Origin of the sequence: Psychrobacillus sp. L4 (genome assembly GCF_042944905.1) — a bacterium.
Lineage (GTDB): Bacteria > Bacillota > Bacilli > Bacillales_A > Planococcaceae > Psychrobacillus.
In genome coordinates, this window is record NZ_CP168496.1 from 3887785 (window position 1) to 3899961 (window position 12177).

At 37.0% G+C, this 12177-nt stretch carries 12 protein-coding genes and 2 riboswitches; of the genes, 6 read left to right on the forward strand and 6 right to left on the reverse strand.

The features are described from left to right. Positions 1–23 precede the first annotated feature (23 nt). The 6 genes from ACEPXG_RS18945 to mtnK form a co-directional block, all read right to left on the reverse strand. A complete protein-coding gene (locus ACEPXG_RS18945; RefSeq protein WP_391205873.1) occupies positions 24–1223 on the reverse strand; it encodes an MFS transporter in 1200 nt (399 codons plus the stop codon). A gap of 90 nt (positions 1224–1313) precedes the next feature. Beyond that, a complete protein-coding gene (locus ACEPXG_RS18950; protein ID WP_391205876.1) occupies positions 1314–2333 on the reverse strand; it encodes an ABC transporter permease in 1020 nt (339 codons plus the stop codon). Further along, positions 2308–3813: a sugar ABC transporter ATP-binding protein gene (locus tag ACEPXG_RS18955; RefSeq protein ID WP_391205879.1), complete on the reverse strand. Its 1506-nt coding sequence runs from the start codon at positions 3811–3813 to the stop codon at positions 2308–2310. Before ACEPXG_RS18955 ends, ACEPXG_RS18950 begins: the two co-directional genes overlap by 26 nt. Positions 3814–3885: 72 nt before the next feature. Then, positions 3886–4965, reverse strand: coding sequence for a sugar ABC transporter substrate-binding protein (locus ACEPXG_RS18960; RefSeq protein ID WP_391205882.1), 1080 nt, complete (start codon positions 4963–4965; stop codon positions 3886–3888). Then, entirely contained in the window at positions 4962–6017 is a 1056-nt protein-coding gene (gene mtnA, locus ACEPXG_RS18965) for an S-methyl-5-thioribose-1-phosphate isomerase (protein ID WP_391205885.1), read from the reverse strand. The genes ACEPXG_RS18960 and mtnA overlap by 4 nt, the downstream gene beginning before the upstream one ends. Then, positions 6014–7204: an S-methyl-5-thioribose kinase gene (mtnK, locus tag ACEPXG_RS18970; RefSeq protein ID WP_391205888.1), complete on the reverse strand. Its 1191-nt coding sequence runs from the start codon at positions 7202–7204 to the stop codon at positions 6014–6016. Before mtnK ends, mtnA begins: the two co-directional genes overlap by 4 nt. A gap of 74 nt (positions 7205–7278) precedes the next feature. Next, a riboswitch (SAM riboswitch) is annotated at positions 7279–7434 on the reverse strand. A 177-nt stretch (positions 7435–7611) separates the two neighbouring features. Then, a riboswitch (SAM riboswitch) is annotated at positions 7612–7717 on the forward strand. A 69-nt stretch (positions 7718–7786) separates the two neighbouring features. Between mtnK and ACEPXG_RS18975 the strand changes: the two genes are divergently transcribed. The 6 genes from ACEPXG_RS18975 to tatA all read left to right on the forward strand — a co-directional run bounded on the left by ACEPXG_RS18975 (position 7787) and on the right by tatA (position 12158). Continuing rightward, the gene (locus ACEPXG_RS18975) at positions 7787–9001 is read left to right on the forward strand and encodes a 2,3-diketo-5-methylthiopentyl-1-phosphate enolase (protein ID WP_391205891.1); all 1215 of its coding nucleotides are present in this window, start codon (positions 7787–7789) and stop codon (positions 8999–9001) included. Positions 9002–9006: 5 nt separating this feature from the next. Next, positions 9007–9666: a 2-hydroxy-3-keto-5-methylthiopentenyl-1-phosphate phosphatase gene (locus ACEPXG_RS18980; protein WP_391205895.1), complete on the forward strand. Its 660-nt coding sequence runs from the start codon at positions 9007–9009 to the stop codon at positions 9664–9666. A gap of 2 nt (positions 9667–9668) precedes the next feature. After that, entirely contained in the window at positions 9669–10286 is a 618-nt protein-coding gene (locus ACEPXG_RS18985) for a methylthioribulose 1-phosphate dehydratase (protein ID WP_391205898.1), read from the forward strand. 16 nt (positions 10287–10302) lie between these two features. Continuing rightward, entirely contained in the window at positions 10303–10836 is a 534-nt protein-coding gene (locus tag ACEPXG_RS18990; protein WP_391205901.1) for a 1,2-dihydroxy-3-keto-5-methylthiopentene dioxygenase, read from the forward strand. Positions 10837–11118: 282 nt separating this feature from the next. After that, a complete protein-coding gene (gene tatC, locus ACEPXG_RS18995; RefSeq protein ID WP_391205904.1) occupies positions 11119–11871 on the forward strand; it encodes a twin-arginine translocase subunit TatC in 753 nt (250 codons plus the stop codon). An 89-nt stretch (positions 11872–11960) separates the two neighbouring features. Then, positions 11961–12158: a twin-arginine translocase TatA/TatE family subunit gene (gene tatA / locus ACEPXG_RS19000; protein WP_391205907.1), complete on the forward strand. Its 198-nt coding sequence runs from the start codon at positions 11961–11963 to the stop codon at positions 12156–12158. The last annotated feature ends 19 nt before the right edge of the window (positions 12159–12177 follow it).

Consider the following 12177-nt stretch of genomic DNA (forward strand, 5'->3'; position numbering starts at 1 on the left):
CGGGCGCTTTTTCTATTAAATGCTTAATGTTTTTTATGTCGGATAGATACATACAAAAACCCAAAAGCACTTAAAAATCGTAATCCAGAGCTAATATACATCGCCATTTCCATTCCTAATTGAGCTAATAGCCAAATACCTACTTGTGGTGCTACGAATGCAACGAAGGCGAGCAATACGTTGTAAGTTGTAATGCAATATGTACGAGATTGTTCGGGAGATTGCTCTAACAATAAATTAAAGAGTATCAATACAGTTCCAGACAAGAAAAAACCTGATATAGCTTGAACAAATGTTAAATAGTACAAGTTAGTAGATAACACAGTCAAGAAAGGAGTAGTCGCCATACCAATTGCAGCCCATATAAAAACCTGCATATTAGATTTTTTATCTGCCCATTTCTTCCACATTGGAAACGTTAAAAACTGTATGAGCATATTACCAACTGAAAACATACTAATCCAAAATATTGTTGCACCTGCTACTCTTACATTATAAATATTGAATAATCCCCAAGCCGATTGCCAAGCAAAATTAAAAAAAAGCGCTGCCGCTAAAAACCAAACAAAGTTGCTATTTTTAAAGATGCTCCAGTCCATAGACTTCTTTTTCACTTGTTCATTCTCTACTTGCGCAACTTCTTCTTGATGCTTTAATAGAAAAAAAACTTCTAATAATCCAAAACCAAAAGCTATTGTGAAAAGTATTTGATACGCTACAACACTTTCCGAGGAATCTTTCATTAAAATGCCGATAAGTAACGTCGACACAAGTCCGACCACCGTTAACAGTCGGTTTCGATCACTAAAAAATTGCCCTCTTCTAGATTCTTTGATCATTCCACTAATGAATGTTTGCCACCCAATATTGGCTACTGTATTTGGGACGCTAATGAAAGCAATAATTCCTAAAAAAGCCCATCTTTGGAGAGATGGAGAAGGTAAAAGGACAACTAGTACAATTAACAAGAACATAAGCCGAGCAAGTAAAACAGACATCGCCACTAGTTTCTTCTGAGCACGCGCCTTATTTAATAATATGGCTGCTGGAATTGTCATTAACAATGCGATTAAAGGCGGTAATGAACTAATTAATCCAACTTGATAATTAGTCGCCCCTAGTATCGTAATTGCGAAGATGGGTAAAAAGTTATTGGAAAAATTAAGTGCTATAGTAGATGCCATTCCGTGGTAAATACTAATCTTTTCATTATAAGGTCTCATTCTATCAGCCCATTCAATAAATAATATAGGATATGCTAGAATTATATACTTGCATGCACAGAAAACAAGTACTTCGAGACACAAAATTTATTAAGTTTGGGTAAATCGTTTTTTTGCGTAAACATACGTAACAGCGAGTGCTGAAACTAAAACGATTCCTTTAATAATATCAAATGCATAGTACGGTAAATTCAAAATGGTTAAACCATTAAGCAAAATGCCAATTACCGCTGCTCCAAAAAATGTACCAATTGCATTTGGTTTTCCCGTTCCAAGGACTGAGTATCCAACAAAGACCGCAGCTACCGCTTCCATTAAAAGTGGTGCTCCCGCGTCAATTTGACCTGAGCCAACTCGTGCCGTAAATAATATACCTGCCATAGAAGCAAAAATCCCAGATATCACGTACGCGGAACATTTTACTTTACGTATATCCACTCCTGATAATGTTGCAGCTTCCGCGTTACCACCCGTCATATAAAGTACGCGTCCCCAACGTGTATGTTGGAGTACAACATATGCGATCAAAACCATTACAAGCATAATCCATACTGGAACAGGTAGCCCAAGCATCCTACCTTGACCAATCCAAAGAAACGCTTCGGATAATTGACCATTTGCAGTGCCTCCGGAAGTAAGTGGCATATTATTATAAATAGAGTAACCTTCCGTATATGTACGATGAAAACCTGCAACAATATACATCATACTTAGTGTTGCGAGTAGATCTGGTATACCTATTACCACTATAAGGAAACTATTGAGTAGTCCAACTAACACGCCAATTAGTATAGGTAATATTAATACTAACCAAAGCGGCATTTCATACCATACCATCAGTGAGGCTGTTAAGACAGTTGATAGCGACATAGTAGAACCAACAGACAAATCAAAACCACCCACAACTAGTGTAAAAGTGACACCTAAAGCTAAAAGAGTAACGATGGATATAGAACGTAGTATGTCTGTGAGATTTGCATATGTAAAAAAAGCATTGCTAATGGAGCTAAAATACAAAATTATTATAAATAATAAAGCGATTGCTCCATATTTAAATAAAAATTGAATTCCTTTCTCTTGTAACTTATTCTTCTTTTCCCCCGCTTGCATATAAAAAAATCCTTTCTTGGGTCGCATCTTCACGTGAAAATTCCTTCACGAATTGACCGTTATACATGACCAAAATACGATCCGAAATACCAATTGCTTCGTGAATTTCGCTCGAAAAATAAAGGCATCCTTTTCCGCTCTCCGCCAGGCCACGAATTAGCTTAAAAATGTCCTGTTTTGCACCGATATCGACACCTTTGGTCGGTTCATCAAATAAATATAATTTGGAGTTACGTGAAATCCATTTTCCAATAACTACTTTTTGCTGATTTCCACCACTTAAATGCGTAAGCGGTGTTTCCGTGTTATCCGTTTTAATTTGTAATTGATGGATGATTTCCTTTGCGAACTGTTTTTCTGCTCTTTTACTCATAAATAGAAGGCGTGAAAATTTGCTTAAGTTTGGAAAAGACGCATTCGTTTGTAATGACTCGTGTACAAAAAGCCCTTCTTTTCTACGTTCCTCTGGAATAAGTGCCATCCCGACTTTTATTGCATCTCCCGGGTGTTTTGCAACAAACTTCTTACCGTTAAACTCAATAATCCCTTTTTTCAGTTGTCCCAAACCAAATAAGGCTTTCGCAAGCTCTGTTTTCCCTGCACCGACAAGTCCAACAATCCCAACAATTTCTCCTGCTGAAACAGTAAAGGTAAGATCTTTTAGCTTCTGACCGTCTGATAATTTACTTACACAGAGTAACGTTTCTCCTATAGAATAATTTCTGTCAACTTGCTCATGATTAAAAGAAGTACCTAGCATCGCTTCTATAATCTCTTCTTGTTGAGCATCTTTTGTATGAAAAGTTTCTACTAATCTTCCATCACGCAATACAGTAATGCGGTCACTAATTTGGAATACTTCCGGTAGTCGATGTGAAATAAATATACAACCGACTCCTTGCTTTTTTAGTTTGTGAATAACTGTAAACAGCTTATTCGACTCATGGAGCGACAAAGGTGCTGTTGGTTCATCGAAAATAATAATTTTTGCTGAGCTAACAAGCGCTCGTGCAATTAATACTAATTGTTTTTCTGCTAAAGTAAGCTTAAATGCTGGTTGTTGCACATCTATATCCTCCGCTTGCAATTGCTTCAGTGCATTTTTCGCTTCCTTATGTAGCTTCGGTGTTGAGATGAAAAAATGGCTATTAGTAGCGATTGTATCGAGCATTATATTTTCTGCAACCGATAATTCGGAAACGATCGCGGTATCCACTTCTTGATAAACACAATAAATTCCATGATCTTTTGCAGCTTTCGGTGAACGAAGTCGTATACTTTTTCCGTCCAACAAAATTTCTCCTTCGTCAGGTTCATATACACCTGATAAGATTTTTATTAGCGTGCTCTTTCCCGCTCCATTTACACCGAGTAATGCATGCACTTCACCTTTTGCTAAGTGAAATTGTGCATCCTCAAGTGCTGTCACATTCCCAAATGATTTATGTATTGAATTCATTGAAAGAAAAGAATTTATCATAGCGTTTCTCCTTTCTTTTCTTCTGTTAAAAAGAAGCTGCCCACTTTGAAGGACAGCTGCAATTAGTTGATGTTATTGATTTTCTAACTCTTTCAATGCATCTGTGTACCCTTGTTCACTTGCTCCCCAACCTTCGATATACTTGTGTAAATCATTCGTCGTCACCGTTTCTTTTGGAAGCTTTTGTACATCTACAAAAACTGGTTCTAGTACAACTTTATCTTCTGGTGTCTCTCCATTAATTTTTTGGTATAAATAGCGAACCTGGATTCGTCCTATATCCATTGGATCCACAGCAGCAGAAGCTGCCCATGGACTATTTTCTTTTTGGATCATTTGTAAATCTTCATCACTCATATCGATGCTATAGACTTTAATATCCGTTCTTCCCGCTTGTTCGATAGCGCGTACTGCACCTTTTGCAAATTCATCCCACGCTGCCCAAACAGCCGTGATATCACCTTTGTTTGGGTATTGTTTTAAAATTGCTTCCATTTGAGCTTGTGTATCTAAAGCTGTATTTTGAGTAGCAGCTCCGAAAGTAGCAATTTCTTTTATCCCTTGGTTTGCTTGTAGAAATTGTTTATACGCAGCTTGTCTTCTTTCCATCGGAGCAAAACCCGCTACCCATATTTTTACTATGTTTGCTTTTCCATTTGTATCTTTTGTTAATTTATCTAATGTCATTTCGGCCATCTTTTGGTCGCCCTGTTGTAATTCTGTTATTCCTTTCACTTCCACACCTGCATCAAAAGTTACCACTGGTATTCCTTTATCAATCGCATTTTGTACACCTTGATTAAGCGCTTCTTTTGTACCGTGATCGATTAAGATTCCATCTACTCCTTGGTTCACTGCTGCATCGAGATTAGAAGCCATTTTTGCTAAATCCCCTTCAGAAGTAAATACGGTAACAGTACCTCCAAATTTCTCCACCTGCTCTTTTATACCTTCAATGTATTGAGCTGAGAATGTACCAAGGTTTTGTTGCATCACTAAAGCAACTTTTTTACCAGCTAGTGGATTATTTGAAGCTTTCGACGTAGCAGATGTTGATGTAGCTTCTTTCGCATCGCCTTTTGGCTGACATCCAGTTAAGATGACTCCAGTAATTAATAAAACTGATAGTAACCAACTTGCTTTTCTCTTCATAATTTTGCTCCTTTTTCTGTATCCAATATTATGGGAATGTTTTTATTGTATTCTGGATAAATGATTCCTTTTTCCGTAATGATTGCTGTAATATATTTGCCTGGTGTGACATCGAAAGCAGGATTAAAGACTTTTGTATTTGGCGGGGCAACTAGTTTCCCTGCAACATGTGTTATTTCTTCTGCTGGACGCTCTTCAATCCGTATTTCCTTACCGTTTTGAATCGTCAAATCAAAAGTAGAAGAAGGTGCAGCCACGTAAAATGGAATGTTAAATGCATGCGCTAATAAAGCTAAATTGAGTGTTCCGATTTTATTCGCTGTATCGCCATTAGCTACGATTCGGTCTGCGCCAACGATAATTGCTTCAATTCCTTTTGCACCGATTGTATGCGCAGCCATACTATCTGTTATAAGTGTGACATCTACACCAGATTGCTGAAGTTCCCATACGGTAAGTCGTGAACCTTGAAATACTGGTCTAGTTTCACATGCGTATACTTGAAACTGTTTTCCTTGTTCGCTTCCGAGATGGAATGGTGCTAGTGCGGTTCCATATTTTGCAGTTGCAATGGATCCTGCGTTACAAATGGTCATTACCCTCGTATGATTTTCAAGCAAAGATAAAGCAAACTCGCCAATATTTCGGCATGAAACTTCATCTTCTTTGTGGATATTTACAGCTTCCTCTAAGAGACGGTTCTTCGCTTCTTGTATAGTTACAGTTTGTTGAACAGCGCTACGCAAACGATCTAGAGCCCAAACTAAGTTGACTGCAGTTGGTCTCGAATCCCCTAAATATATTGCGTCTTTTTTTAGTTGTTCTAGAAATTCTTCTAAAGTATTCGTTTCGTAATGCTGCGCTACTTTAGCTAATCCGTATGCGGCTGTAATACCAATAGCAGGTGCACCTCTTACTTTTAACGTGATAATTGCGTCATACACGTCCTCCAATGTTTCCAGTGCTACATATTCAATCTCTAGAGGTAACTTCTGCTGATCCAAAATTCTAAGCTGACCATTGCTCCACTCGATAGATAACGGAATACTCATTTGTGCAACTCCTCCAGTAACGCGATTACTGCATCAATAGAATGTAAATCATAACGTTTTAAAATAAGTGCCTTTCCTACTTGTAATGCCTGTTTTTTGAAATGAAGTCTTTGTTCTTCTTCTGCAATCGCATCTAAATCCTTCACATGAGCTAACCCGATTGTTCTTCGAATTAATTCACAACCAGCAAAACCGAGCGTATCACGAAAAATTTTATCTAATACGTACTCTTCAAATCCCTTCGTATCTTTATAGGATTCAATACTTTTTGATTTCCAAAGTGTTGAAAAATTCGAAGAAAACACTTCCCAGGTTTGTTCGATATGTTGAAGAATAGTATTTCGCGCTTCTGTTTCTCTAGTAATAGATTGCACGATTAAGTTTGCTAAAAATATCCCAATATCGAATCCAATAGGACCATAAAAAGCAAACTCTGGGTCAATTACCTTCGTTTCCGTTTCACTAGCAAAGATACTTCCCGTATGTAAATCACCATGAAGCAAAGCTTCTGCTTCCGTCAAGAAACCTCTCTTCAATTTCGCAACTTCGAGCTTTAGAAGTTCATTATTCCAAACAGCCTCTACTTCCGCTCTCAACGAAGGTTCAAAATCATTTGTTTCATGATCAAAAAATGGATCCGTAAAGATAAGATCTTCCGTGATTTTACATAGCTCTGGATTTGAAAACTCGGACACTAATCGTTTTTTTTCAAATGGGTGTAATGCAAAATCTGACGTATGAAACAGCGTTTGAGCAAGATACTCACCTATGTCCTTCGACAGTTTCGGGTAAGATTCAAGGTGGATTAATCCTTCTCGTGCAATTTTCAAATAGGATAAATCCTCCATAACTGTTATTGCAAGATCTTCATCAGTAGCGTATACAGTTGGAACCAAAGTTGGTACATACTCCGCTTGTTTCTTTAATGCATTTGCCTCAATAATCGCTCTCTTTAACGTAAGTGGCCAACTTTCACCAACTACTTTGGCATAGGGCAATGCTTGTTTGATAATAAGGCTTCTTTTGCTCTTTGCATCCTTAATATGAAATACATAATTTAGATTGCCATCACCAATTTCTCTGCAATGTAACTCCGCATCGTCTGAAAAAATGTGCAATCCTTTTGCATATAAAATCGCACGCTCTTCTGTTAATGATTCGTATTGTTTTTTCGTATCTATCGTCATTCTTCTCTACCTTTCCTCTACAAAATAAAAAGCCTCTTTCCAAAGAAAGAGGCGTAGAATAAGAGATCTCTCGCCTCTTATCTTTCAGAAAGTTATCTTTCTGATGGAATTAGCACCGTGCCCTACGAGATTTTTCATCTCGGCGCGAAATGCGCCCCGTCTCACAACGGTATTACGGTCGGTTGCTGGGCTTCAAAGGGCCATTACCCTCAGCCTGCTCTTGATAAGAGTGCTATTACGTAAAAACTTTATGCTGTTTGAAATGAATCCTAGCATATTTAAAAAAGAACTGTCAACCATTTTTTTAATACAATAAACATTCTAAAAACTGTATTGACAATTTTCTAAGAGCATGAAATAATCGTAATTAATTTGACAATACAAAGTGAACCCAATTGAATAAATTTTTCTTATTTAGAGCAGGTGGAGGGACAAGCCCTACGATACCCGGCAACCGGTCCAATTAATGGACACGGTGCTAATTCTTGCAGTCAATGGACTGAGAAATAAGAAGTCGTTAAACCTTTAACCTCTTCTTATTTGAAGAGGTTTTTATTTTATTTTAAAGGAATGTGATGATGAATGAGTGGAGTGTCAGCGCTTTACCAACTGTATGGTAAGCCCGGTTCTTTTGAAAAAAAAGCAGCCGGTATTGCTCTTGGTTTAACCATAGGATCCTGGACAGACTTACCATTACTGGAACAAGAACAATTAATAAAACATAAAGGTCATGTTGTTTCGATTACTGAATTCGAGCATATTCTACATCCACAAAAATCAGATCAAATCAAAGCAGAAATAAAAATAAATTATCCTAGTGCCAATTTTTCAGCAGATCTTCCTGCTATTTTAACTACAGTATTTGGCAAACTGTCGTTAGACGGTGAAGTGAAGCTTCTTGACTTAGAATTTTCTCCAGAACTTTTGGCTAAATTTCCAGGACCAAGGTTTGGAATCGATAGCATCCGCGACCAGCTAGGAGTGTATAATCGCCCACTTATCATGAGTATATTCAAAGGAGTAATTGGTCGGGATATTCATTACTTAGCAGAACAGCTTCGACATCAGGCTCTCGGTGGAATCGATCTCGTAAAAGACGATGAAATTCTTTTTGAAAACCCACTCACTCCTTTTGAAAAACGTATTACAACTGCTCAAGAAGTATTGCGCCAAGTGTATGAAGAAACCGGAAACCGGACAATGTATGCCGTGAATCTATCTGGCCGAACATCTGAATTGAAAGCAAAAGCACAAAAAGCGAAGGAGCTTGGCGCTGATGCACTATTATTAAATGTTCATGCATATGGACTAGATGTACTGCAAGAATTATCGGAAGACAATAATATCCAATTACCTATAATGGCTCATCCTGCCTATAGTGGTGCATTCACTTCTTCCCCATTTTATGGGGTTGCAACTCCGCTTTTGCTTGGTAAATTAACAAGATATGCGGGGGCAGATTTTTCATTATTTCCTTCCCCTTACGGAAGTGTTGCACTTGAAAAAACAACTGCTCTTTCCCTAGGAGAAGAATTGACGAAAGCAAGTGCAGTGAAACGAACTTTCCCAGTCCCGTCAGCAGGTATTCATCCTGGTTTAGTCCCTCTTTTAATGGCCGACTATGGAATCGATAGTATTATCAATGCTGGTGGTGGAGTACATGGTCATCCCGCAGGTGCGATTGGAGGAGTACTCGCTTTTAGACAAGCGGTAGCAGCAGTGATTGAAGAAGTTCCTCTTGCAGAAGCAGCTGAACAGCATGCTGAATTAAAAATAGCATTGGAACTATGGGGGTAAGCATTATGAATAAACTAGTCATCTTTTGTGATTTTGATGGCACGATTACAAATAAAGACAATATTATCTCCATCATGAAACAGTTTGCTCCTCCTGAATACTTGCCGATTAAGGAGAATATTTTAGGACAACGACAGTCTATTCGTGAAGGTGTAGCAGAAATGTTTGCTCTATTACCTGTTTCCTTAAAAGATCAACTTATTTCTTATTTGCTCGAGGATGCACAAATTCGTGATGGGTTTGCTGATTTCGTTTCTTATACAAGAAAAAACAAGATCCCACTTTATATCGTTAGTGGTGGAATAGATTTTTTTGTCGAGCCAATGCTTGAGAAATTCGGCCCATTTTCTGGTATCTATTGCAATGAATCGGATTTTTCAGGGGAAAACATTCAAATCAAGTTCCCACATGGCTGTGATGAGCAATGTACAAGCCAAGGTTGTGGTTGCTGTAAACCTTCAATTATTCGTAAGCTTAAAGGAAGTAATGCTTTAAGTATTGTAATTGGTGACTCCATTACAGATCTTGAAGCAGCCAAATTGGCTGACGTTGTCATTGCTCGAGACTTTCTCATTGAAAAATGCGAGGAATTACATATTTCGTATGAGCCATTTGAAAATTTCCATGATGTCATAAATGTCATCGACAAAAGACTAGGTGTTTAAATATGAAAACATTCCAAACTAAATGGGAAGAATTAGCCGACATAAAGGACGAATTAGCCGCTCGTGATTGGTTTATGGGAACGAGTGGGAATTTAGCTATAAAAGTCAGTGACACTCCAATTGAATTTTTAGTTACTGCTAGTGGAAAAGATAAGTACAAGAGAACTTCAGAAGACTTTTTACTCGTAAATGCAAGTGGAAATCCAGCCCAAAATACGGATCTTAAGCCATCAGCCGAAACATTACTACATTGTGCTATCTATTCGACGACCTCTGCTGGATGTAGTCTTCACGTGCACACAGTTGCAAATAACGTTATTTCCGAATTGTACGGTGAGCAAGGTAAAATTGATTTTCAAGATCAAGAGCTTATTAAAGCTTTTGGAATGTGGGAGGAAGACGATATACTCACTATCCCGATCATTCCAAACCATGCCCATATTCCACAATTAGCTGAGGAGTTTAAGTCACATATACATGCCAACAAAGGTGCAGTATTAATTCGTAATCATGGTATTACCGTTTGGGGTAAGGATGCTTTCGAAGCTAAGAAGCTGCTGGAAGCTTGTGAGTTTTTATTTCAATATCAATTAACATTACATCAAATACAATCTATATAAGAAAGGAAGATTTTATATGGCGATCATTAAATTTCAAGGAATTGGAGAAACAATTGAAGAGCAGAACGAGGTTGCAGCTTTTTTAGAAAAACAGGAAGTTATTTACGAGCATTGGGATATCGAAAAATTACCTGAGCCTCTTCGTGAAAAATTTGACCTTAGCGATGAAGAAAAAGAACAAATCCTACACGCTTTTAAAGTGGAAATTGATACTATTTCAAATCGTCGTGGCTATAAAGCATCGGATGTTATATCTTTATCTGATTCTAACCCTAACTTAGATGAGTTATTAAAAAACTTCGAACGCAAACATCTTCATACAGATGATGAGGTTCGATACATTGTTAGTGGTCACGGGGTATTCATTATCCAAGGAAAAGACGAAAGTTTCTTCGAAGTACATTTATCACCAGGAGATTTAATTTCAGTTCCAGAAAACATCACGCATTACTTCACACTTTCAGAAGACCGTAAAGTAGTTGCCGTTCGTATCTTTGTAACAACAGAAGGCTGGGTACCGGTATATCAAGACGAAGTTACTCAAAGCTAAATATAAATATAATGAAAAACTCCTGAATTGCTTACAAATGATACAGGAGTTTTTTCATGTATTAATTACGTATATATTTTTTTCTTTAGACACATTTTTCTCACTTGTTCAAAAAACAAAGAGTACTTTTATTTTACAAATTCTTTTCAAGAGGTATAATGTTTAGGTAGTATAAACTCAACTTCTTCTCTATGTAGTTGGTTATATTACTTAGTCAAAAAGTTTTTTTATTCACATAACATATTTCACTTTATTTGCACAAAAATGGGGTGGTACAAGCAAATGACACAAGAACCTGAATTGACACTAGTCGAACATTTAACAGAATTACGTAAAAGGCTCATTATTATAATTGCAACCTTTGTGCTTTCACTCGCTTTGGGATTTTGGATGGCACCAAAAACATTACATTTTCTTAAACAACAACCTACAGCTGCTCACGTAGAGTGGAATGTATTTGGCTATACAGATGGTTTAATGATTTATATAAAATGTGCTTTAATTTTAGCTATATTAATTACTTTGCCCATTGCAATGTACCAAATTTGGTTATTTGTAAAGCCTGGGTTATTGGAAAAGGAATCAAAAGGAACGATTTACTTTATTCCGATCTCTTTTTTCTTGTTTTTAGCTGGCATTAGTTTTAGTTATTTTATTTTATTTCCGTTAATGTTGAACTTTATGAAGAGTATTAATGACTCTATTGGTGCTGTAGAGACATACGGAATGCAACAATATTTTACTTTCATGTTTAATCTGATTACTCCAGTCGGTATCGTTTTTGAGTTACCTGTCATCGTTTTATTCTTAACGAAATTAGGAATAGTAACGCCTGATAGATTACGAAAAATGAGAAAGATTTCTTACATTGTACTTGCAGTAGTTGGGGCTGCTATAACACCTCCTGACTTTTTGTCTGAAATCATCATTATCATCCCGTTGCTAATATTATTTGAAATTAGTGTTTTCGTATCTAACTGGTCTTATAAAAAACAACAAACTAAAAAGATACTTATAGAGGATTTAGAAGAGTAATTTAGTATTATGTTCTACTTAAGTAAGTGAACTAATTAGGCACTTTCGCCACTGAACAAGTTATTACACAACCCAAGGAGGAACAAACCATGCAAAACATTGGCGTACCAGGTTTAATAATCATTTTAGTCATTGCTTTAATCGTCTTCGGACCAGCTAAACTGCCTCAGTTAGGTAAAGCGGTTGGACAAACATTGAAAGAATTCAAAAATTCCACAAAAGATATAGTAGAAGATGTAAAAGAAGAGTTTAAATTAGAAGATAAAGATACAGACACTAAGAAATAAAACTTAAAACCATTAGCCA

Bases quoted from the DNA above. Each gene is read 5' to 3' on its own strand.
- ACEPXG_RS18945 (WP_391205873.1), bottom strand. From the start codon at position 1,223: ATGAGACCTTATAATGAAAAGATTAGTATTTACCACGGAATGGCATCT.
- ACEPXG_RS18950 (WP_391205876.1), bottom strand. From the start codon at position 2,333: ATGCAAGCGGGGGAAAAGAAGAATAAGTTACAAGAGAAAGGAATTCAA.
- ACEPXG_RS18955 (WP_391205879.1), bottom strand. From the start codon at position 3,813: ATGATAAATTCTTTTCTTTCAATGAATTCAATACATAAATCATTTGGG.
- ACEPXG_RS18960 (WP_391205882.1), bottom strand. From the start codon at position 4,965: ATGAAGAGAAAAGCAAGTTGGTTACTATCAGTTTTATTAATTACTGGA.
- mtnA (WP_391205885.1), bottom strand. From the start codon at position 6,017: ATGAGTATTCCGTTATCTATCGAGTGGAGCAATGGTCAGCTTAGAATT.
- mtnK (WP_391205888.1), bottom strand. From the start codon at position 7,204: ATGACGATAGATACGAAAAAACAATACGAATCATTAACAGAAGAGCGT.
- ACEPXG_RS18975 (WP_391205891.1), top strand. From the start codon at position 7,787: ATGAGTGGAGTGTCAGCGCTTTACCAACTGTATGGTAAGCCCGGTTCT.
- ACEPXG_RS18980 (WP_391205895.1), top strand. From the start codon at position 9,007: ATGAATAAACTAGTCATCTTTTGTGATTTTGATGGCACGATTACAAAT.
- ACEPXG_RS18985 (WP_391205898.1), top strand. From the start codon at position 9,669: ATGAAAACATTCCAAACTAAATGGGAAGAATTAGCCGACATAAAGGAC.
- ACEPXG_RS18990 (WP_391205901.1), top strand. From the start codon at position 10,303: ATGGCGATCATTAAATTTCAAGGAATTGGAGAAACAATTGAAGAGCAG.
- tatC (WP_391205904.1), top strand. From the start codon at position 11,119: ATGACACAAGAACCTGAATTGACACTAGTCGAACATTTAACAGAATTA.
- tatA (WP_391205907.1), top strand. From the start codon at position 11,961: ATGCAAAACATTGGCGTACCAGGTTTAATAATCATTTTAGTCATTGCT.